Source organism: Embleya sp. NBC_00888, assembly GCF_045207655.1.
GTDB lineage: Bacteria > Actinomycetota > Actinomycetes > Streptomycetales > Streptomycetaceae > Embleya.
Window position 1 is genome coordinate 1,448,837 of the sequence record NZ_CP108784.1, and the last position, 22,021, is coordinate 1,470,857.

Below are 22,021 nucleotides of genomic sequence, written 5' to 3' on the forward strand. Positions count from 1 at the left end.
TGCCCGCGGCGCACGGATCCCGGCCACGGCCGGAAGGAGGCACTGGGTGATCGAGCTCGACGACCTGCCCGAGCTGATCGACCCCGTCATGGTGGCCGCGTTCGAGGGGTGGAACGACGCGGGCGATGCCGCTTCCGCCGCGATCGAGCACCTCGACCGGGTCTGGAAGGGCGAGGTCTTCGCGGCCTTGGACGCCGAGGACTACTACGACTTCCAGGTCAATCGCCCGACGATATGGCTGGACGGGGACACCCGGCGGATCACCTGGCCCACCACCCGGCTGTCGGTGGTCCGGTTGGCCGAGCCGCGCCGCGATCTGGTGCTGGTGCACGGCATCGAGCCGAATCTGCGCTGGCGCTCGTTCTGCAACGAACTGTTGGGCTTCGCGCACGAGTTGGGCGTGGAGACGGTGGTGGTGCTGGGCGCGATGCTGGGCGACGCGCCGCACTCGCGGCCGGTCCCGGTCAACGGCACCACGTCGGATCCGGTGGTGGCCGCGAACGTGGGTCTGGAGCAGTCCCGGTACGAGGGGCCGACCGGCATCGTGGGCGTGTTCCAGGAGGCGTGCGCGCACGCGGGGATGCCGGCGTTGACGTTCTGGGCCTCGGTGCCGCATTACGTCGCGCAGCCGCCCTCGCCCAAGGCCACGCTGGCGCTGTTGCGCCGGCTGGAGGATTTCCTGGACGTGACCGTCCCGATGGGTGAGCTGGCCGAGGACGCGCGGGCGTGGCAGGTGGGGGTGGATCAGCTCGCGGCCGAGGACACCGAGGTCGCGGAGTACGTGCGCTCGCTGGAGGCGGCGCGTGACACCGAGGACCTGCCCGAGGCGTCCGGTGACGCGATCGCGGCCGAGTTCGAGCGGTACCTCAAGCGCAAGGGTGATCAGGCCGAGGGGTGATCAGGCCGAGGGGTGACCGGGGCTCGGGTGATCGGGCTGCGGTGTTCGGAGTCTGGTGATCGAGGCTCGGGTGATCGGGCTCCGGTGACGGGGCTCGGGTGACCGGGCCCCGGTGGCCGGGGCTCCGTTGATCGGACCAAGGGTGTCGGGGCCCGGTGGTCGGGGCCCGGTGGTCGGGGCCGCGCCATCGACCCGGGTGATCGGTCCTCGGGGTGGTCACGCCGAGCGTCGGCGCAGTTCCAGGGTCGCGAGCGGGATGAATCCGCCGGTGCCCGGTTCGGCGGCGGCGTCGGGGCCGGACAGTCGGCGCAGCATGGCCAGGGCGATGCGCTCGCCCTGTGCCTTGGCCCGTTCGGCGCGTGGTCCGGCGAAGCCGCCGTCGACGGTGGCCCGCCACAACTGGACCCAGCGGCCGAAGTGCCGGGCGGTCAGCGGCGCGGCGCGGTGCAGCGTGTGGTGCACGGCGAACGCGTCGCCGCGGTAGTCGGCGGTGCGCAGCAGCGCGCGCTCCCAGAAGTCGGTGATCCGGGGCAGGTGCGCGTCCAGGTCGGTGCCGGCGATCTCGGTGAAGTAGGCGCCGATCACCGGGTCGGCGAAGGCCGCGCCGTAGAAGCGGCGCAGGAGCGCGTCGAGGTCGGCGCGGGCGGTGATGTCGGCGCGGGCGGCGCGGGCGGTGTCCGGGCCGGAGTGGGCCTCGTGCCAATGTCCCCGGTCCGCTCGCGGCGGGTGCGGCGCTTGCGGGTGCGACGCCGGGTGTGGCGTGCCCGTCTCCGGTTTCCCCGGGCCCGGTGCTCCCCCGGCCGGGGCCGCGCGGAGCGTGAGGTCCGTCGGTTCGCGTGTGCCGTCGCCGTGCATGCCCGCCAGTCTAGGCCGCCGGTGTTCTCGGGGCCGGTGCCGAACGGCCCGTGCGGGTGGGGTCCTGGGACCCCACCCGCACGGTCTGTGCCGAGTCCGCCGTCCGCGCCGGTGGACGGCGGGCCCGTTCGTGGTGTCGTGACCGGGCACCCCGGTGGGCCCGGCCACGACCTGCGGTCACGAAGCGGTGAAGGCGGCCGCGTTCGTGGCCGCGCCCTAGGGGCTAGCCCAGGCCGCTGTGGATCGCGGACGCGAGTTCGCCGTTGGTGGTATCACCGCTGAACTCCCAGAAGAACGCGCCGCGCAGGTTCTGCGCCTTGGCCCAGCTCATCTTGGAGTTGACGGTGGCGGGGGTGTCGTAGCTCCACCAGTTGCTCCCGCACTTGGCGTACGCGGTGCCCGCGATGGTGCCGGTGCTGGGGCAACTGCTCTTGAGCACCTTGTAGTCCTCGATGCCCTGCTCGTAGGTGCCCTGGGCGGGGCCGGTGGCGGGGCCGCCGGGCGCGTCCTGGGTGACCCCGGTCCAGCCTCGGCCGTAGAAGCCGATGCCGAGCAGGAGCTTGCTCGCCGGAACGCCCTTGGTCTTGAGCTTGGCGATCGCGTCGGAGGAGTTGAAGCCCTCCTTCGGGATGCCGGTGTAGGAGGTCAGCGGCGAGTGCGGGGCGGTCGGACCCTTGGCGTCCCAGGCGCCGAAGAAGTCGTACGTCATCACGTTGTACCAGTCCACGGAGGCGGAGGCGCCTCCGTAGTCGGCCGCGTCGATCTTGCCCGCGGAGGACGCGTCGGCGGTGATCGCCGCGGTGACCAGGTTGTTCGTGCCGAACTTGGCCCGGGTGGCGGAGAGCAGCGTCTTGATCGAGGCCGCGCCGCTGGTGTCACAGGTCAGGCCGCACGCGTTGGGGTATTCCCAGTCCAGGTCGATGCCGTCGAACACGTCGGCCCAGCGCGGGTCCTCGACCAGGTTGTAGCAGGACTCGGCGAACGCGGCGGGGTTGGCCGCGGCCTGGCCGAAGCCGCCGGACCAGGTCCAGCCGCCGAACGACCACAGGATCTTGATGTTGGGGTACTTGGCCTTGAGCTGGCGCAACTGGTTGAAGTTGCCACGCAGCGGCTGGTCCCAGGTGTCCGCCACGCCGCTGACGCTCTGGTCGGCGGTGAAGGCCTTGTCGTAGTCGGCGTAGGAGTCGCCGATGGTGCACTTGCCGCCCTGGACGTTGCCGAAGGCGTAGTTGATGTGGGTGATCTTGGCGGCCGAGCCGGACGTGACGATGTTCTTCACGTTGTAGTTGCGGCCGTAGATGCCCCAGTTGGTGAAGTAGCCGAGCTTGACGGTGCTGCCGCCGCCGGGTCCGCCACCGCCGCCGGTGGTGTGCACGGTGACCGCGGCACTGGCCGGGCCGGTCTGGTCGACGGTGTCGCGGGCGATGACGGTGTAGGTGTAGTCGGTGCCCGCGGCCAGGCCGCTGTCGGTGTGGGTGGGCGTGGTGACGGTGGCGATCTTGGTGCCGCCGCGCAGCACGTCGTAGTTCTTGATGCCGTGGTCGTCGGTCGCCGCGGTCCAGGTCAGCTTGACGCCGTTGTCGGTGACGTTGCTCGCGACCGGGGTGCCGGGTGCGCCGGGCGGGTTGTCGCCGGGGTTGGTGGGTCCGCCGTCGCAGGATCCGCCGTTGATCTTGCACCCGGTCGGGTTGCCGGGGCCGGTGCCGTTGAAGCCGAAGGTCACCGAGGCGCCGGGGCCGACGGTGCCGTTCCAGCCGACGTTTTTGGCGGTGTAGTGGTCGCCGGTGCGCGTGACGGTGGCGTCCCAGGAGGAGCCGACGGCGGTGCCGGCGGGGAAGTCCCATTCCAGGGTCCACGAGGTGATCGCGGCCGTGCCGGTGTTCTTGATGGTCCAGCTTCCACCGAAGCCGGAGCCCCAGTCGGAGGTCTTGACGAACGTGGCGGTGGTACCGGCGGCCTGTGCGGGGGACGCGAGGCCGACCATCGCTGCCAGGGGAAGCAGCAGGGCGCTGATCATGGCGACAAGGGTGCGCCGGGACAAGGTCGTGCGTCGTTTGGTTCCTGTGCTCAAGGGAGCTCCTCGAGTGGGGCCAGACATACGGGGACGTGGCACCTCCCGGTGGGGAAACGATTCGACTACGGCCCCACCGCAGGTCCAGTGAGAGTAGGAAAGGTCTGGACCATGGGTCAATGGTCTGTACCAAAATGGTCTGGACCAACTGCCTTGCCCGGCACCGCAAATGCCACACGCGGGCCCCTCGGGGCCCGCGTGATCTGCGAGTTCGTCGAACTTGCCGAAATTTTCCGGGACGCCCGCCCGTCCGCCTTCAGCGCCGAGCCGGGGCGTACGGCGCGCCGGGCGCGGGCGCGGTGCCGTCCACGGCCGCGCGCCACCGGTCGTGCAGCCACATCTGGGTGCGCCGCCGGGCGGCCCGCTCGTCCCACTGCACGTCCCGCTCGTAGGTGAGCACGGACAGGTCCCCGGCGAGCACCGCCCAGGTGTAGAGCCCGTTGATGTGACGCGCGTTGACCCTCATTCCGCTCACCGAGGTGGCCCGACCGGCGGGCGTGCCGATGGTCTCGTCGTGCTGGGCGACCCACTGCACGGTCAGCCCCTCGGCGTGCAGCGGATCCACGTGGTGCCAGAACGCCTCGGCGGCGGCGTGCGCCTCCTCGGTGCCGGGCAGCGGGCCCGGGCGCGGGCCGTCCAGCCGGGTCCAGCCCAGCAGGGTGCCGTCGGCGCGGTCCACCACCACGCTGGCGTGCGGGCCGCCCGGGTGCGGGTGGGTGGCCGGTTGATGGCGCACGACCACGACGGGGCGTTCGTCGTGCCACGCGTAGTCGAGCGCCGTGAGTATCCAGTTGCGGGGTATCGACAGTCTGCACTTCGCCAGCAGAGCGGCGACGGCGGTGGTGACGTCGGTGTCCCTGCCGGGGAACAGGGTCATGGTGCGTCCTCGCGGTCGTGCGGGATCGGAACGGAGTCGAGGTGGATCAGGACGGTGCGGCGGCCGCGGCGGGCGCGGTGGGCTCGCGCACCGGGGCGGGACCGAGGAGCCGGGTCGGGATCTCGGTGCCGCTCGCGTCCGCGGGCGACGCCAGTTTGCCGCACACCTGTTCGGCGCCGTCGGTGAGGGTGAGCCGACCGACCCGACCGGGGCTCGTCCGCGCGTCGCCGCATCGGTCGGGCGAGCCGGGACCCCGGCCCCGGACGTGGCCGAGGCGCTCGGCGAGGGCGCCGGGCGCCGGGGCGCCGGCCGAGGGCGGCGCACAGGAGATCTGCATGAACCGGACCCTAACGATCGGCGGGCCGGATGAGAACAAGTTCCATCCTTTCCATACGGTCGCGTACGGACATTTGCCCGTGGTTGGGCGAGCTCGTACTTCGTGGGTGCTTCCGTTCGTGTGACGCGGGGCACGAACTCGAGGAAGCCCGTGTGCCGTTCGGCTAGGGTCCGGGCAACCCTGCTCGGGAAGGAGCGCGCGTGTCCTCGACCGTCGACACCGATCTGCTCGTCATCGGCGCGGGCCCCACCGGCCTGTACGCCGCCTACTACGCGGGGTTCCGGGGCCTGCGCACCGCGCTGTTGGACTCGCTGCCCGAACCCGGTGGGCAGATCTCCGCGATGTACCCGGAGAAGATGATCTACGACGTCGCCGGCTTCCCGGCGATCAAGGGCCAGGACCTGGTGGACGCGCTGGTCGAGCAGGCCGCGCCATTCGAGCCCGGCTACCTGCTGGGGCACCGTGCCGAGCAACTGGCGCAGGACGACGAGGGGGTCACCGTCACCTGCGCGAGCGGCCTGGTGGTACGCGCCAAGGTGGTGCTGATCAGCGGCGGGATCGGCACGTTCAGCCCCCGCCCGCTGCCCGCCGCCGACGCCTTCACCGGCGAGGGCGTGCGCTACTTCGTGCCGCGCCTGGCCGATCTGGCCGGGCTGGACGTGCTGATCGTGGGCGGCGGCGACTCGGCGTTCGACTGGGCGACCAGCCTGGAGCCGATCGCCAAGTCGATCACGCTGGTGCACCGGCGGGACAAGTTCCGCGCGCACGAGCACACCGTGCGGCGCGTACTGGACTCCACCACCGAGGTGATCACCTCCGCCGAGGTCACCGTGCTGCACGGCGACGGACAGGTCAGCGGCGCGGACGTGGTCGCCAAGGCCGACGGCGCGGTGCGCACGCTCCCGGTCCAGGCGGTGGTGGCCGCGCTCGGCTTCATCGCGGACCTGGGCCCGATGACGCACTGGGGCCTGGATCAGCGCAAGCGGCACATCGTGGTGAACCAGGCGATGCGCACCAACCTGACGCGGGTGTTCGCGGCCGGCGACATCGTCGACTACGACGGCAAGGTCAAGCTGATCGCCACCGGGTTCGGCGAGGCGGCCACCGCGGTCAACAACGCGATGACCGTGGTCGACCCCTCCGCGCACGTCTTCCCCGGGCACTCCTCCGATGTTCCCTAGTCGGGCCCGGTCACGGCACCGGCGCGGCGATATCGTCGCGCCGGTGCGGCATTTCCCGCGCCTGCCCGGGACCGGACTTTCCGGCCGGCCCCGACCGAAAAGCGGAATAGCCACTTGTTGTCTCGGCGGATGACTCGATAGGCTCACGCAGTCACAGATATCGATCCATTCCTGTCGAAGGACGTCATGACGCTCGTGGTGTCGGTCACCGCCTCCACGCCCGGGGTCTCCTCCCGGCGTGTCGAGGCCGTCGCGCCCTGCGGCGCGGCCGTGCGCCGTCCGCGAACTCCCCTGTGCACCCGCCGGCATGTCGATTTCGGCCGCGTGCACAGCTCGGCCTGTCGCACCCGCTGATCCCCGCGGACCGGGCTGCTCCGCCGCCGGACGCCCGCCGACGATCCCCGTGATCGCCGCCGGGCCGTCCGCCCGCCGTTCCACGACCTCCCCCTCGATTCGCCGCGTCCCGCGCCGGCGCGTTTTTTGACGCGTTCGCGTCCGATGCCGCGCGCTCGCGCGAATCGAGGAATATCCCTGCCCGAAATCACGCGCGCCGCCGCGTGAATTCGCCATGCCCGGAGATTCCCATGCGCATTTCGGCATTCGCCGCCCCCGCTCCCTCCCGAAGACTGCGTCGCGCCGCCGAAGCCGGTGCCGCCGCGGTCGCCCTCGCGCTGCTGGCCGGTGCCTGCGACAACGGCGGCGGTCAGGCCGCGAACACCGCCGAGGTCGGCCCGCCGCGGGCCGGCGGCACGCTCACCTTCGCGCTGGCCGCCGACCCCACGTGCCTGGACCCGCAGCAGTTCGGCGCGAACGCGAGCCTGAACGTGGGCCGCCAGATCGTCGACTCGCTGACCGACCAGGACGGCAAGACCGGCGAGATCAAGCCGTGGCTGGCCACCTCGTGGGAGGTGGACCCGCAGGCCACCCGCTTCACCTTCCACCTGCGCCCGGGCGTCACCTTCGCGGACGGTGCGCCGCTGGACGGCGCGGCGGTCAAGGCCAACCTCGACGGCGTGGTCGCGCTGGGCGCCAAGGCCACCATCGCGAGCAGCTACCTGACCGGGTACCAGGGCACCACCGTGCTCGACCCCACCACCGTGCGGGTCGAATTCTCGGCGCCCAGCGCCCAGTTCCTCCAGGCCACCTCGACCATGTCGCTGGGCCTGCTCTCCCCCGCCACACTGGCCAAGACCCCGGAGCAGCGCTGCCAGGGCGACCTGGTCGGCTCCGGACCGTTCACACTGCGCTCCTACAAGCCGAACCAGAGCGTGGAGTTGGCCAAGCGGACCGGGTACGGGTGGGGTTCGTCGCTGTTCGCCCACCAGGGCGAGGCGTACCTGGACCGGCTCGTGTTCAAGATCGTGCCGGAGTCCGGCGTGCGGGCGGGCAGCCTGGAGTCCGGCCAGGTGGACGCGATCAGCGACGTGCAGCCGCAGGACGAGGCACGGTTCGCCTCCGGGTACACCGTGCTGACCCGGCCCAACCCGGGCGTCGTGTTCAATCTCCAGGCCAACGTCTCCCGGCCGATCCTGTCCGAGGATGCGGTGCGGCGGGCGATCCAGAAGGCGGTGAACCGGCCCGAGCTGGCACAGACCGTGCTCACCCCCAAGTACAAGGCGGCGACCTCGCCGCTGGCCTCGGTCACCCCCGGCTACGTCGACCTGTCCGCGGAACTGGCGTACGACCCCGAGGGCGCCAAGCGGCTGTTGGAGGAGGCGGGCTGGAAGACCGGCTCGGACGGCATACGGGCCAAGGACGGGCGTCGGCTGAGCGTGGATGTGATCTTCGCGCCGCTGTTCAACGCGAGCCAGTCCGTCCTGGAACTGGTCCAGCAGGAGTTGCGCAAGGTCGGCGTGGACCTGCGGCTGCGCAAGCTGGCCGCCGGTGAGCAGAACCAGGTGCAGAGCGCGGGCGACTACGACTTCGCGTACTACAACGTCACCCGCGCGGATCCGGACATCCTGCGCACGCTGTTCGGTACCAAGACGGTCAACCGGCTCAAGATCGCCTCGGGCGAGCTGGACGTCGTGCTGGACGACCAGGCGCAGAACCTGAACCCCGCGCAGCGCGACGCCAAGGTCGCCCAGGCGCAGCGCATCGTCGCCGAGCGCGCGTACGTGATTCCGCTGTTCGAGTTGTCCCAGGTGCACGGGCTGGGCCCGAAGGTGCACGGGCTCGGCTTCGAGGCGTCCTCGCGCCTGCAGTTCCACGACACGTGGGTGAGTAACTGATGCGCGGGTATCTGGTGCGCCGCGTGCTCCAGGCGGTGGTGGTGTTGTGGGCGGCGTTCACCGTCTCGTTCGTGGTGCTGTATCTGCTGCCGGGCGATTCGTTGTCGATCAAGCTGGGTGGTCTGGAGGGCACCGCGACGCAGGCGCAGATCGACGCGGTACGCGCCGCGCACGGCCTGGACGATCCCCTCTACGTGCAGTACGCGCACGCGTTGGGCGACGCGCTCACCGGGGATCTGGGCACGTCGGCGCAGACCGGGGCGCCGGTGGCGCGCACGATCGCGGACGCGTTGCCGCAGACCCTGGCGTTGACCGGGTTCGCGATGGCGCTGGCGGTGTTCGGCGGTGGCGGGTTGGCGCTGGCGGCGACGTTCACCCCGTTGCGGGCGCTGCGCCAGGTGTTGTTGTCGTTGCCGGCGATCGGGATCTCGATGCCGGGCTTTTGGGTGGGGTTGCTGCTGGTGCAGGTGGTGTCCTTCCAGTGGGGGCTGCTGCCGGCGCTGGGCAACGACGGCTTCGAGAGCCTGGTGTTGCCGGCGATCACGCTGGCGCTGCCGGCGGGCGCGATGGTCGCGCAGGTGCTGGCGAAGAGCATGACCACGGCCCTGGAGGAGCCTTACGTGCAGACCGCGCGGGCCAAGGGGGCCGGCCGGCTGCGGATCCATCTGCGGCACGCGTTGCGCAACGCGTCGCTGCCGGCGCTGACGCTGGCGGCGGTGGTGACGGGGAACGTGCTGGTGGAGTCGGTGGTGGTGGAGACGGTGTTCTCCCGGGCCGGGGTCGGCCGGCTGACCGCGGCGGCGGTGGACACCCAGGATCTGGCGATGGTGCAGGGGGTGGTGCTGCTCGCGGCGGTGGTGTTCGTCACCGTCGCGCTGGTGGTGGATCTGTTGTATCCGGTGCTGGATCCGCGCGTGGGAAGGACGGTGTGACGATGGCCGTGGCCTTCCCGACGGGGGTGCTGCCCGCGGCGCGCGGGCACGCGCGGTTCGTGCTGCGCCGTCCCGGGTTGACGTTGTCGCTGGTGGTGTTCGTGCTGGTGCTGCTCGCGGCGCTGTTTCCGGGGTTGTTCACCGACGATGACCCGCTGGTGGGCACGCCCCGGGACAAGTTGCGGGGGCCGAGCGCGGAGCACCTGTTCGGTACCGATCAGCTCGGGCGCGACCTGTTCACCCGGGTCGTGTACGCCAGTTCGCTGTCGTTGCGGGCCACGTTCGTGGCGGTGCTGGTGGCGCTGGTGGTGGGCGGGGGGCTCGGCTTGTTGTCCGGGTTCTTCGGCGGGTGGTTGGACGACGTGGTGATGCGTGTGGTCGACGTGTTGCAGGCGATCCCGCGCCTGTTGTTGTCGCTGGCGCTGGTCGGCGCGTTGGGCTTCGGCACCACCAAGGTGGCGATCGCGGTGGGTGTGGCCAGTGTCGCGGGCTTCGCCCGGGTGATGCGGGCAGAGGTGTTGCGGGTGCGTTCGTCGGTGTACGTGGAGGCGGCGCGGGCGAGCGGGGTGCGTTCGGGCGCGGTTCTGGCCCGGCATGTGCTGCCGAACGCGTCCGGGCCGGTGCTGGTGATGGCCGCGTTGGAGTTCGGCATCGCGATCCTGTCGGTGTCGGCGCTGAGCTTTCTGGGCTTCGGTGCGCCGCCGCCGACCCCGGAGTGGGGCGTGTTGGTGGCCGATGGGCGCAACTTCGTGGCCACGGCGTGGTGGTTGACCACATTTCCCGGCCTGGTGATCGCGGCGACGGTGTTGTCCGCGAACCGCATCTCGCGGGCCTTGGACGGAGAACGGAGGCAGGACCGATGAGGGAGACGAGCAAGGGGCTCGCCGGCGACTCCCCCGTGCGGGAGTCCGAAGTCGCGGGTGTGGGAAGGGCGTCGGCCGCGTTGTCGGTGGTGGCGACCTCGGTGGACCCGTTGTTGGAGATCCGGGGGCTGCGGGTGTCCTACCGGACTTCCCGCGGCCCGGTGGACGCGGTGACCGCCGCCGACCTGAGCGTGGCGCCCGGTGAGGTGGTCGCGGTGGTGGGCGAGTCGGGTTCGGGCAAGAGCACGACCGCGCACGCGATCGTGGGGTTGTTGCCGGCCGGCGGCCGGGTCGGCGCGGGTCGGGTGTTGTTCGAGGGCCGTGACCTGTTGACGCTGCGCGAGCGCGAACTGCGGCGGGTGCGCGGGCGATCGATCGGGTTCATCCCGCAGGACCCGATGCTCTCGCTCAACCCGGTGCGGCGGATCGGCGATCAGGTCGCCGAGGCGCTGATCGTGCACGGTCTGGCGAGCGGCAAGGAGGCGGCGCAGCGCGCGGTGGCCGCGCTCGATGAGGCGGGCCTGCCCGAGCCGGAGGTCCGGGCACGGCAGTTCCCGCACGAGTTGTCCGGTGGCATGTGCCAGCGGGTGCTGATCGCGATCGCGCTGGCCTGCCGGCCCCGGCTGGTCATCGCCGATGAGCCCACCAGCGCGCTGGACGTCACCGTGCAGCGGCGGATCCTGGACCACATCGACGAACTCACCCACGCGCACGGTACGGCGATGCTGCTGATCACCCACGATCTGGGGGTGGCCGCCGACCGCGCGCAGCGGGTGGTGGTGATGTCCCAGGGCACGGTGGTCGAGCAGGGGCCCGCGGCGCGGATCCTGACCGATCCCGAACACCCGTACACCCGGCAGCTGATCGCGGCGGCGCCGAGCCTGACCACGCGTCGGGCCCGGCCGCGTCCGGTGCGCGAACCGGTGCCGCGGGCCGAGCCGTTGCTGACCGTGACCGGCTTGGTCAAGGAGTTCGCGCTGCCCCGGACCAAGGAGGGCGCGCGTACGCTGCGCGCGGTGGACGACGTGTCGTTCACGGTGCGCCGGGGCGAGACGCTGGCGCTGGTGGGCGAGTCGGGTTCGGGCAAGTCGACCACGGTGCGGATGATCCTGGGCCTGGAGACCCCGACGGAGGGTCGGGTCCTGATCGAGGGGCGGGAGGTGACCCGGCCCGGGCGCGGCGAGTTGCGCGCGCTGCGCCGGCGGATGCAGTTGGTGTACCAGAATCCGTACGCCTCGCTGGATCCGCGCTTCACGGTGTCCGAGATCGTCGAGGAGCCGCTGCGCGCGTACCGGGTCGGCACGCGCGCGCAGCAGCGGGCCCGGGCGGCGGCGTTGATCGACCAGGTGGCGCTGCCCGAGGGCGTGCTGCGGCGCAAACCGGCCGAGTTGTCCGGCGGGCAGCGCCAACGGGTGGCGATCGCCAGGGCGTTGGCGTTGGAGCCGGATCTGGTGGTGTGCGACGAGCCGGTGTCGGCGCTGGATGTCTCGGTTCAGGCGCAGATTCTGGAGTTGCTGGGCCGGCTCCAGGACGAGTTGGGGATCAGCTATCTGTTCATCTCGCACGACTTGGCGGTGGTGCGCCAGATCGCCGACCGGGTGGCCGTGTTGCGCGCCGGTCGGCTGGTCGAGAAGGGCGCGTGCGAGCAGGTGCTGTCGGCGCCCACGCACGCGTACACCCGCGAGTTGATCGCGGCCATTCCCGGGCGTCGGCGCCCGCAGCCGTTGGGAGCGGTGTCGTGAGGTTCGCCGTGTTCACGTTGGGCGCCAACGCGCCGCATCCGCTCACCGGGCACCGGGCTCCGGCGCACGAGCAGTTGGCGGAGTTGGTCGAGACGGCGGCACTGGCCGAGGAGTTGGGCTTCGACGCGTTCGGGGTGGGTGAGCGGCACGGTGAGCCGTTCCTGTCCTCGGCGCCGCCGGTGATTCTGGCGGCGGTGGCGCAGCGCACGTCGCGGATCCGGCTGTTGACCACGTTGACCGTGATCAGCGTGTTGGATCCGGTGCGGGTGGCCGAGGACTACGCGACGCTGGACCAGTTGTCCCGGGGTCGGCTGGATCTGATGGTCGGAAAGGGCAACGACCCGCGCCATTTCCCGCTGTTCGGGCTGGTCGAGGACGATCAGTGGGAGCTTCAGGAGGAGAAGTTCGAGCTGCTGCGCCGGTTGTGGAGCGAGGAGAGGGTCACCTGGTCCGGGCGTTTTCGCAGTCCGCTGCACGAGGTCACCACCTATCCGCGGCCGTTCCCGCGTGCGGACGGGCGGGCACCGGTGATCTGGCACGGCAGCGCGACGAGCCGGGCGTCCACCGAGTTGGCGGCCAAGTGGGGCGATCCGCTGTTCACCGCGAACGGCTTCCATCCGATGGCCAAGTACGCCGACCTGATCGACCACTATCGCGAGCGCTGGGCGGCGTACGGGCGTGATCCGGCGGACGCGGTGGTCGGGTCGGGCGCGGGTGGCTGCTATGTGGCGTCCACGTCGCAGGAGGCGCTGGCGCGCTATCGGCCCTACTACGACGCGTTCGCCAGGTCGGCGGCGGCACAGCACAATCGTTCGCCGTTCACGTCGTTGGAGGACAACGTGGCGAACGGGCCTGCCCTGGTGGGTAGTCCGGCGCAGATCGTGGACAAGATCGGCCGCTACCACGCGGCTTACGGGCATCAGGTGCAGGCGATCGGGACGGAGGGGCTCGATCGCGCGGAACGGCTGGCGGTGCTGGAGCTGTTCGCGGGCGAGGTGGCTCCGGCGCTGCGTGCGGCGATTCCTTCGCGGGTGTGGGACCGGGCTGCCTGAACGCGCGGGAGGGGGTGGGGTTTGGGCGGGCTCGGGCCCGGCGGGCGTGCGTGGACGCCCGTCCGGGATCCCGGGTCGCGCATGGGCCGGGCCGGCGTTCGTGGACGCCCGTCCGGGCCCCTGGGCGGGTCGGGTGCGGGTGGCGCCGAGGGGGTGGGTGCCGATGTGGCGGCGATCGGTGCGGGGCTCTTGCGGGGGGCTGTCTCGAGCGCGAATAATCACGAGTCATGGACGGCTGCGTGTGTCACGCGGGCCCCCGCTCGGGATTGCCCGGGGCGCGGGTCCTGATTGCCGTTCACCTTCTGATCCGCCGCCACATCGACTTCCTGCGCGTGTGCAGCGCGAGTTGTAGCGCGGTCTGAGTTCCACGCCACCGGTCCGCCCGCATCCGGGTCGGACCACGCCGTGCCGTGCCGTCTCGACCGTTGCCACACTCCACGACCCGCGCGAGGGAGACCCGTATGTCCACGACATCCCCGAAGGCCGCCGGACCGATCGACTTCCGCACCCACGGGCGCTACCGCGTCCGCCACCCCGGATCGCCGCTGCCGGGTCTGGAGGGCATCCGCCCGCCGATGCAGCGCTTTCGCGGCCGGCTCGGGGCTGGTTTTCGCGCCGAGCCCAATCGTTACCACCTCTACCTGTGCCTGGCCTGCCCGCGTTCGTTGCGGGTGGCCATCACGCGCGACCTCAAGGGTCTGGGCGCGACCGTGGGCACCTCGCTGGTGGACCCGATCCGCGACGGGCGCGGTTGGGCGTTTCGGGACGGGGACGGGCACGGCCTGGACCCGGTGGGCGGGTTCGCGTTCCTGCGTGAGGCGTACGAGGCGACCGAGTACCACTACGACGGGCCGGTGACGGTACCGGTGTTGTGGGACCGGTGGAGCGGACGGGTCGTCAGCAACCACGCGCCGCACATCCTGCGCGACCTGGCCACCGGCTTCGACGGCGGGCCCGAGTTGTATCCGGCGGAGCGGCGCGAGGAGATGTGCGCGCTGGACACGTTGTTCGAGGAGGACGTCACCGACGCCGCGCAGCGGGCCGGGCGGGCACCGGCGGGATCGCGTCGGGCCGAGGCCATGGGCACCGTGCTGGCCACCCTGGCGGTGGCCGAACGGCGGCTCGCGGTACGGCCGTTCCTGCTGGGTGACCGGCTCACCGCGGCGGACGTGCAGTTGTGGACCACGCTCGTGCACCTGGACGCGGTGCACAAGCGGCACCTGGACGCCGAGGACGTGCACCGGCTCGCGGCGCACCCGCATCTGTGGGCGTACGCACGGCGGTTGAACCTGATCCCGGCGTTCCGCGACAACCTGCGGCTGGACCACATCGCCCGAAACCACCGGAGCCACTGTCGGGGTCCGGCGGCCTCGGGCGTGTCGATCGCACTCAACGATTGGACGTGATCCCCGCGGCGTGGCGGTGCGGGCCCGGATCCCGGGGGCTCACACCGCCACGTCGGTCCGGTGCGCGCCGGCCGGGCGCGGTGCCGGCAGGCGCAGGTGTTCGCGCAGGGTGGTGCCCTCGTATTCGGCGCGGAAGACGCCGCGTTCCTGCAGGATCGGCACGACCTGGTCGACGAACTCGTCCAGTCCGGTCGGGGTCAGGTGCGGGACCAGGATGAAGCCGTCGCTCGCCCCGTCCCGTACGTGCACCTCCATGCGCTCGGCGACGTGCGCGGCGGTGCCGATGAACGTCTGTCGGGCGGCCACCTCGATCACCACCTCGCGCAGGCTCAACCCGCCCTTGGCTGCCGCGAGTTCGCGCCAGGTACGGGCCACTTCGAGCGGGTCGCCGCCGGTGCGGACCCGGCCCCGGGCGATCGTGGTGCCGTCGGTGACCGGGTCGAAGTCCGGCAGCGGGCCGTCGGGGTCCAGGTCGGACAGGTCGCGGCCCCAGACCTGTTCGACGAACTGGATCGCGTTGCGCGGGCTGACCTGTTGCCGGCGGATCCAGGCGGCCTTCTCCTGTGCCTCCTCGGTGGTCGCGCCGATCACCGCGGTCACCGCGGGCAGGATCCTGAGCTCGTCCGGGCCGCGCCCGTGGCGGGCGGCGCGGCCCTTCATGTCCGCGTAGAAGGCCCGGCCCGCGTCGTATTCGCCGTGCCGGGAGAAGATCACGTCCGCGTGGGCGGCGCCGAACTTGCGTCCGTCCTCGGAGTCGCCGGCCTGGATCAGCACCGGGCGGCCCTGCGGGGTGCGCGGCACCGTGAAGCGGCCCTCGATGGCGAAGTGCCGCCCGTGGTAGTCGAACCGCCCGGCGTCGGGGGTCGCGAACACGCCGCCTTCGGGGTCGGCGACGTGCGCGTCCGGGGCCCAGCTGTCCCACAGCGTGCGGGCGGCCTCGACGAACTCGATGGCCCGCTCGTAGCGTTCCTCGCGCGGCAGGAAGCCGCCCCGGCGGAAGTTCTCCCCGGTCCAGGCGTCCGGCGAGGTGACCACGTTCCAAGCGGCGCGGCCGGCGCTGAGGTGGTCGAGCGAGGCGATCTTGCGGGCGAGTTCGTAGGGCTCGTTGTAGGTGGCGGTGGCGGTCGCGGCCAGGCCGATCCGGTCGGTGATCGCGGCCAGTCCGGCCAGCACGGTGAGCGCGTCCGGGCGGCCCGCGACGTCCGACTCGAAAATTTTGCCCTGGTGTTCGCGCAGGCGCTGGCCTTCGGCCAGGAAGAAGAAGTCGAAGCGGCCGCGCTCGGCGGTGCGTGCGAGGTGTTCGAAGGAGTCGAAGTCGATCTGGCTGCCCGAGCGCGGATCGCTCCAGACGGTGGTGCTGTTGACGCCGGGGAAGTGTGCGGCGAGGTGGATGCGCGTGCGGTGCGCCGGGTCTTTGGATCGGGAGGCGCGGGAGCGGGTGTCGACGGACCTGGGGGCGCGGGACGGCGAGGCGCCCGGCTGCGGAGCGCGGGGGTGGGGGCTGCCGGACCGGGAGTTGTCGGGCTGAGAGCTGTGCGGCTGGGGGTTGCCGGGCCGGGTGTCGCTGAGCTGGGGGTTGCCGGGCCGGGTGTCGCTGGGCTGGGTGTCGCTGGGCTGGGCGTTACTGGGCTGGGGGTTGCTGGGCTGGGGGTTGCTGGGTTCGGGCATCGGTGACCCCTCCTCAGGTCCGGGCGTAGCGGTTGGCGGGCAGCGGCAGGCCCAGGTGGCCGCGCAGGGTGGGCGCGGTGTAGGCCGTACGGGTGTGGCCGCGTTCGCGCAGCAGCGGGACGAGGTCCTCGACGATCCGGTCCAGGTCGTGTGGCAACACGCCCGGGATCAGCGTGAAGCCGTCCACCGCGCCGCCCACGTACCAGCCGGCGAGTCGATCCGCGAGCGCCTCGGGGGTGCCGGTGAAGCCGAGGCCGCCGGCGACCGGTACGTCCGAGCGCGCGTCGAGCAGGGCGCGTTCGCGGCGGGCCTGCGCGTCGGAGCCGGCCAGGTGCACGGTGATCTCGGCGAGTACCCGCAGCTCGGCCGGGTCGCGGCCGTTGCCCTCGGCGATGGCGTGTGCGCGCTCGCGCAGTCGGCGGGCCTCGTCGGGGCCGGTCGCGTCGACGAAGAGCACGTCGGCGAACCGGGCGGCGATCTCCAGCGTGTCGGGGCCGTCCACGGTGATCCCGATCACCGGTCGGCCCTGCGGTGGGCGCGGTGTGATGGAGGGCCCGCGGACGTCGAACCAGGTGCCCTCGAAGTCGACGTAGTGCAGTTTCTCCCGGTCCAGGAATCGGCTGGTGGCCACGTCGCGGATGATCGCGTCGTCCTCCCAGCTATCCCACAACTTGCTCACCACGTCGGTGAACTCGCTTTGTTCGTCCGCGAGTTCGCCGGGCGTCGCGACGGGTTTGCGGCCGAAGTGGCGGGCCTCGATGCCGGTCCGGGACGGCAGCGGCCACCAGCCGGCTCGGCCTCGGCTGACGTGGTCGAGGGTGGCGATCGCGGTGGACACGTGGAACGGCTCGGTGTGCGTGGTGGTCGCGGCCGGGATCAGGCCGATCGACTCGGTGGCGGGCGCCACCCGCGCGGCCACCGAGACCGCGTCGAGCCGGCCCGGTACCCGCGGCGAAGGCGGCCCCAGCGAGTCGTCGAGGCGGATGAAGTCGAGCAGGCCGCGTTCGGCGGTGCGGGCCAGTTCGACCCAGTAGCGCGGGTCGAACAACTCGGCGGGGCGGGCGTGCGGCGAGCGCCACGCGGCGGGGTGGCGGCCCGCGCCGTCGAGCGCGACACCGAGGTGGAGATGGCCGGTGGTCATGCGAACTCCCTTGTCGTACGGGCGGGTCGGCCTGCGCCCCGGTCGGCGACCGGGGCGCCGACCGGAGCGGGTCAGGCGACGGCGGCCGGGCGGCGCAGCCGGGCGGAGAACGCGTCGGCGAGTTCCTCCAGCGGCGCGACGCCCTCGGCCTCGATCCCGCCGTCGGCACCGACGTACCGCTCGTGCACGAACCAGCCCTGCGCGACGTGGTCGGCGCCGAGCGAGGTCAGCACCGGGCGCAGCGCGTAGTCGAGCGCGAGCACGTGCGCGGGGGTGCCGCCGGTGAGCACCGGAAGGATCTCCTTGCCGCGCAGCGCGAATTGCGGGAGCACGTCCAGGAACGTCTTGAGCACGCCGCTGTAGGCGGCCTTGTACACCGGGCTGGCGATCACGAGCGCGTCGGCGTCGGCGACCCGGGTCAGTGCGGCGCGCAGGTCCGGGTCGGCGAAGTCGGCGTGCAGGAGCGCCCGGGCGGGCAGGTCGCGCACGGCGAGGGTGGACACGTCGTGTCCGTCGGCGGTCAGCCTGGCGGCGACGTGGCGGGCGACCACGCCGGTGCGTGAGGTCGCGGAGGGGCTGCCCCATACGGTCAGGACGGTTGCCATGGGTTTACCTCGGTTCGCGGTGGTTCCGGTGGTGGTTCCGGTGGTGGTTCCGGTGGTTCCCTGGTGGTTCTCTGGGGATTCCGGTGGTGGTTCTCTGGGGATTCCGGGGTCGATCAGGGGTTGGTCGGGGTTGATCAGGGGTGGTGCCGACGGCGGTCGAGTGGTAGGACCGGCGACGGTAGGGGGTGTCGGGGGTCACCGGAGAGGTGACCCGCAGGGGTTGGTCAGGGGTGGCGAGGGGTTGGCGCGGGAGGCCGCCGGGTGGGGCGGACGAGCGGTCGGCCCCGATCGGCGGCTTTCCCGAGGGTCGCCCCGGTGACCGGTCCCGGAGGTCGGTGCGTCCACGCGGGTCGCTCGAACGGCGATCGCGATCGGTGGCCGGCGGTGCCCTGCCCGGGAGTCGGGTCGGGTCCGGTCGGTCCCCGTGGGGTCGCGAACGGGCCTACGCGGGCGTCGCGACGTGCCGGAGGGCGTGTGGCGCGGCGGCCGGGTGTGGCGGTCGGGTCCCGATCGGGGCGACGCGGATGGCGCGGCCGGGACCGCGGCCTGCGGTCAGCGACAACAAGCGGCGCTGGTGACGCGCCCGAGGTCGATGTGGAGGCGGGCGGACAGCAGCCAACCGGCGGCGGACATGACCGCCCCGTCGCTGTGTCGCGCGTGCTGCGCCACCGGGATCCCCTCGCTGGGCCGTGGCGGAGCGCCACGGCGAGATGTTCCGGAACCTAACCCGCCGGGCGGTGCTCGGTCAATTGCTCGAAGGCGACCGCGTGGGATCGACGTTGACAATTCGTCGGGCGGCTCCGTAGCTTCGATGTCGTGAGCCCCGACCTCTTCCTCGTGTCGTGCCGCCACATCGACCTGTGTCGTGTGGCCGGCGGGCTGTGTCGTCCGCGCGGCTGACCTCGCCGCCGCGCTCCTCGGTCTGTCCCGAGGAATCCTGAGCTCCCGCCCGGGTTGCGCACCCGGCCTTGTGGCGCAAGGCCCTTCCCATCCGCCGAACCCTCGCCCCGGCGTCCCCGTGCCCGGACGCCGGTGACGGTTCGCGTTCTCTTGCCACACCCCCACGAGGGGAGAGCCATGCCCGACCATCCGTCCGGCCGCCTCCGCCCCGTCGCCGTCTGCATCGTCGGCGCGGGTCCCGGCGGCACGTCCGTCCTCGAACGCCTCTTGGCCAACGTGCCCGAACTGCTCGGCGACCGCCCGCTGCACGTGCACATCGTCGATCCCTACCCGCCGGGCGCGGGTCGGGTGTGGCGGCGGGCCCAGTCGCCGCTGCTCTGGGCGAACTCGTTGGCCTGCGACATCACGCTGTTCACCGACGAGGTGTCCACGATCGAGGGACCGATCCGGCCGGGGCCCTCGTTGGCCGAATGGGCCGCGGACCGCACCGAAGAGCTGCGCGAGGGTCGCGGGGCCGACGAACTGGAGCCGTTCGCTGAGGAGTTGGCCGCATGCGGGCCGACCTCGTTCCCGTCCCGGCCGCTGCTCAGCGCCTATCTCGCGTGGTTCTTCCGATCCACCGTCGAGGAGGCGCCGCCCAACGTGCGGGTGATCGTGCACCAGGCGACGGTGGTGGACGTCACCGAGGGCCCGCGCCGGCAGTTGGTGCATCTGGCCGGGCGCCGGCCGCCGCTCCGGGTGGACGCGGTGATCCTGGCCCAGGGCCACCTGGACAGCGAGCCGACGCCGCACGAGCGCAAGCAGATCGGGTTCGCCCGCCGGCACGGGCTCGCGTACCTCCCCACCGGGTACACCGCGGACCTGGACCTGGACGCGTTGCGCCCGGGTGAACCGGTACTGGTGCGAGGCATCGGGTTGGCGTTCGTGGACTTGATGGTGCGGCTCAGTCACGGCCGGGGCGGCACGTTCGAGCGGGACTCGACCGGTGTGCTGCGCTATCGGGCGTCCGGGCGCGAGCCGTTGCTGCTGGCGGCGTCTCGGCGCGGGGTGCCCTACCGGTCCAAGACCGGCTATCCATGGACCGGGGAACGCCCGCCGCTGCCACGGCACTTCACCGTGGAGGCGGCACGCGAGGCGGACGACCCCTGGCCGTTGATCGGCAAGGAGTTGGCCGGTGCGCACTACCACCGGTTGTTCACCGCGCACGGCGAGCGCACCACGATGGAATGGGCCGAGTTCGACGCGGAGTTCACCGCGGCCGCCGATCCGAGCGAGCTGATCGCCCGGGCGGTGCCGGATCCGGCCGACCGGTTCGACCAGGCGCGGCTGGATCGGCCGGTGCAGGGGCGGCGGTTCGCCGACGAGGGCGCGCTCCAGGAGTGGATGCACGCGCACATCGAGGCCGATCTGACCCGTCGGCACGATCCCGCGTACAGCCAGGATCTGGCGACGATACACGCGCTGTTGAGCGTGTACGGGGTGGTGCTGCGACTTCAGGACGCGGGTGATCCGGTGCCGGACACGACCCGGCTGTTGGGCTTCTTCAGCTACCTGGCCAGCGGTCCGCCGGGGCCGCGCCTGGAGGAACTGCTCGCGTTGGCCCGGGCCGGGGTGATCCGCTTTCTCGGCGAGGACGTGGAGATAGCGGCGGACGAGCAGGCCGGCGATTGGCGGGCGGCGAGTCCGAGTCTGCCGCGGGCGCGGGTGCGTGCCCGCGCTCTGGTGGAGGCCCGGTTGCCGGAGCCCTCGCTCAAGCGCACCCGGGACGTGCTGCTGCGCCGGTTGGCCGCGCGCGGCGACGCGTCCACGGACTCGGCGGGACGGCTGTGCACCCGGGCCGATGACCGCCGGGTGGTCAACGCGCGCGGCGACGCGCACCCCGGCCGGTTCGCGGTCGGACACGGCGTATCGGGCGGTGCCGGGAGCGCGGGGTTCTCCCGGCCCCGCTTCGACGCGCCGGCGTTTCGGGTCAACGACGCGTTGGTCCGGGGCGTACTCAATCATCTGCGGGACGTCGATCCCGCTGCCGATCGGACCCCCGATCGGCTGGAACTCGTGACAGGAGCCACCCGGTGACAACTCAGCTCGGCTACGCGAGCCCCGTCGACGTCGACACGTACGGCCCGTACGCGGTCACCGATCCGCAGTACCCGTTCGCCGGTCGGATCGGCGATCCGCAATTCCCGGAGGAAGCCGGCCGGTATCACCTGTACCTGTCGCACGGCTGCCCGTGGGCGCATATCGCGGCGATCGTGCGACATGCGCGCGGTCTCACCGAGATCGTGAGCGCGTCGTATGTGGACGAGGAACGCGACTCCCGCGGCTGGGCGTTCCGGGAGCGGTTCGGCCCGGACCCGGTGAACGGCTTCACTCTGCTGCGGGAGGCTTACGAGGCGACCGAACCCGGGTACGCGGGTCACATCTCGGTGCCGACCCTGTGGGACCGGAACAGCGGCCGGATCGTGGCGAACGCGTTCAACGCGATCCCGAACAACCTGGCCACGAGCTTCACCGCACTGATCGGCGAGCAGGCGCCGGACCTGTATCCGGAGGATCTGCGCGAGGCGATCGACGTCACCGACGCGGACTTCGCGACCGCCGCGCGCAAGGGCGGCCTGTGGACGTCGGAGGAGGGTGAGACGATCCACACGCTGGAGCGCTCGGACGCGCATCTGGCGGACAAGCGCTACCTGTTCGGTGATCGGCTGACCATCTCGGACATCCGGTTCTGGGTGAAGCTGCTGCGGTTCACGCAGACCTACCGGGCGGCGATCGGCGCGGACGGTCGCACGCTGGTGGACTACCCCAACCTGTGGGCGTACGCGCGTGACCTGTACACCAGGCCGGAGTTCCGCGAGACCACCGATCTCGCGGTGCAGGCGGAGAACGCGCAGCGCCGGTTCCCGGATTCGCCGGCCTCGCCGACCGCCGAGCACTGGGCGGCGCCGCACGATCGGGCGTCGCTGGGCTGACCGTCGACTCGCCGATCCGACGCGGGGTCGGGTCGGTGTCGGTCCTGCGGGATGCGCCGCACGTAGGGACGCGTGCGCGCTGGGGATCCCGGGGCGCGGGACCGGTTGGGGGGTGCCGCCGGGCGGAGGGGGTCCGCGGCGCATCCCCGGGGGGCGGGCGATCCGGTGTCGAGGCCCACCGGATCGCCCGACACCGGTCGGGTGGTGGCGACCGATACCGGTCGGGTCGGGTCGGGTCGGGTCGGGTGTTAACCGGCCGGATGGATGGATCGACCGGGCTTCGGCCCGGC

The 22,021-nt window shown here is 72.1% G+C and carries 17 protein-coding genes; 10 read left to right on the plus strand and 7 right to left on the minus strand.

Annotated elements, in window-relative coordinates; genetic code table 11:
- The first annotated feature begins 46 nt into the window (after positions 1–46).
- On the plus strand, positions 47–898 hold the full coding sequence (locus OG948_RS05680) for a PAC2 family protein (RefSeq protein ID WP_395873002.1): 852 nt from the start codon (positions 47–49) through the stop codon (positions 896–898).
- A gap of 216 nt (positions 899–1,114) precedes the next feature.
- On the opposite strand, the gene OG948_RS05685 is transcribed toward OG948_RS05680, so the two are convergent.
- From OG948_RS05685 to OG948_RS05700, 4 genes are all read right to left on the minus strand, one after another.
- Positions 1,115–1,753 carry a group III truncated hemoglobin gene (locus tag OG948_RS05685; protein WP_406294315.1) on the minus strand — a complete coding sequence of 213 codons (639 nt, stop codon included), beginning with the start codon at positions 1,751–1,753 and terminating at the stop codon, positions 1,115–1,117.
- 223 nt (positions 1,754–1,976) lie between these two features.
- The gene (locus OG948_RS05690) at positions 1,977–3,770 is read right to left on the minus strand and encodes a glycosyl hydrolase family 18 protein (protein WP_406300188.1); all 1,794 of its coding nucleotides are present in this window, start codon (positions 3,768–3,770) and stop codon (positions 1,977–1,979) included.
- A gap of 310 nt (positions 3,771–4,080) precedes the next feature.
- On the minus strand, positions 4,081–4,701 hold the full coding sequence (locus OG948_RS05695) for a hypothetical protein (RefSeq protein ID WP_406294317.1): 621 nt from the start codon (positions 4,699–4,701) through the stop codon (positions 4,081–4,083).
- A 46-nt stretch (positions 4,702–4,747) separates the two neighbouring features.
- The gene (locus OG948_RS05700; protein ID WP_406294318.1) at positions 4,748–5,038 is read right to left on the minus strand and encodes a hypothetical protein; all 291 of its coding nucleotides are present in this window, start codon (positions 5,036–5,038) and stop codon (positions 4,748–4,750) included.
- Between the two features lie 200 nt (positions 5,039–5,238).
- On the opposite strand from OG948_RS05700, the gene OG948_RS05705 reads away from it, so the two are divergent.
- From OG948_RS05705 to OG948_RS05735, 7 genes are all read left to right on the plus strand, one after another.
- Complete coding sequence (locus OG948_RS05705) at positions 5,239–6,219, plus strand: NAD(P)/FAD-dependent oxidoreductase (RefSeq protein WP_406294320.1); 981 nt, start codon at positions 5,239–5,241, stop codon at positions 6,217–6,219.
- Between the two features lie 584 nt (positions 6,220–6,803).
- Entirely contained in the window at positions 6,804–8,450 is a 1,647-nt protein-coding gene (locus OG948_RS05710; RefSeq protein ID WP_406294322.1) for an ABC transporter substrate-binding protein, read from the plus strand.
- Positions 8,450–9,382 (plus strand): ABC transporter permease, encoded by a 933-nt coding sequence (locus OG948_RS05715; protein WP_406294323.1) that lies wholly within the window; start codon positions 8,450–8,452, stop codon positions 9,380–9,382. The genes OG948_RS05710 and OG948_RS05715 overlap by 1 nt, the downstream gene beginning before the upstream one ends.
- Before the next feature lie 2 nt (positions 9,383–9,384).
- Positions 9,385–10,245, plus strand: a complete 861-nt coding sequence (locus OG948_RS05720; RefSeq protein ID WP_406294325.1) for an ABC transporter permease — start codon at positions 9,385–9,387, stop codon at positions 10,243–10,245.
- Positions 10,242–11,987 (plus strand): dipeptide ABC transporter ATP-binding protein, encoded by a 1,746-nt coding sequence (locus OG948_RS05725; RefSeq protein ID WP_406294326.1) that lies wholly within the window; start codon positions 10,242–10,244, stop codon positions 11,985–11,987. Before OG948_RS05720 ends, OG948_RS05725 begins: the two co-directional genes overlap by 4 nt.
- Complete coding sequence (locus OG948_RS05730) at positions 11,984–13,039, plus strand: LLM class flavin-dependent oxidoreductase (RefSeq protein ID WP_406294328.1); 1,056 nt, start codon at positions 11,984–11,986, stop codon at positions 13,037–13,039. Before OG948_RS05725 ends, OG948_RS05730 begins: the two co-directional genes overlap by 4 nt.
- Positions 13,040–13,500: 461 nt before the next feature.
- Positions 13,501–14,445, plus strand: a complete 945-nt coding sequence (locus tag OG948_RS05735) for a glutathione S-transferase C-terminal domain-containing protein (RefSeq protein WP_406294329.1) — start codon at positions 13,501–13,503, stop codon at positions 14,443–14,445.
- A gap of 39 nt (positions 14,446–14,484) precedes the next feature.
- Here OG948_RS05735 and OG948_RS05740 read toward each other — a convergent pair whose 3' ends face one another.
- The 3 genes from OG948_RS05740 to ssuE all read right to left on the minus strand — a co-directional run bounded on the left by OG948_RS05740 (position 14,485) and on the right by ssuE (position 17,859).
- Positions 14,485–16,113, minus strand: coding sequence for an NtaA/DmoA family FMN-dependent monooxygenase (locus OG948_RS05740; protein WP_406294330.1), 1,629 nt, complete (start codon positions 16,111–16,113; stop codon positions 14,485–14,487).
- A gap of 13 nt (positions 16,114–16,126) precedes the next feature.
- Positions 16,127–17,254, minus strand: a complete 1,128-nt coding sequence (locus tag OG948_RS05745) for an LLM class flavin-dependent oxidoreductase (protein WP_406294332.1) — start codon at positions 17,252–17,254, stop codon at positions 16,127–16,129.
- A gap of 71 nt (positions 17,255–17,325) precedes the next feature.
- Positions 17,326–17,859, minus strand: a complete 534-nt coding sequence (gene ssuE, locus OG948_RS05750) for an NADPH-dependent FMN reductase (protein WP_406294334.1) — start codon at positions 17,857–17,859, stop codon at positions 17,326–17,328.
- A gap of 1,077 nt (positions 17,860–18,936) precedes the next feature.
- Between ssuE and OG948_RS05755 the strand changes: the two genes are divergently transcribed.
- Positions 18,937–20,835, plus strand: a complete 1,899-nt coding sequence (locus OG948_RS05755) for an FAD/NAD(P)-binding protein (RefSeq protein ID WP_406294335.1) — start codon at positions 18,937–18,939, stop codon at positions 20,833–20,835.
- A complete protein-coding gene (locus tag OG948_RS05760) occupies positions 20,832–21,731 on the plus strand; it encodes a glutathione S-transferase C-terminal domain-containing protein (protein ID WP_406294336.1) in 900 nt (299 codons plus the stop codon). The genes OG948_RS05755 and OG948_RS05760 overlap by 4 nt, the downstream gene beginning before the upstream one ends.
- Positions 21,732–22,021: the final 290 nt, after the last annotated feature.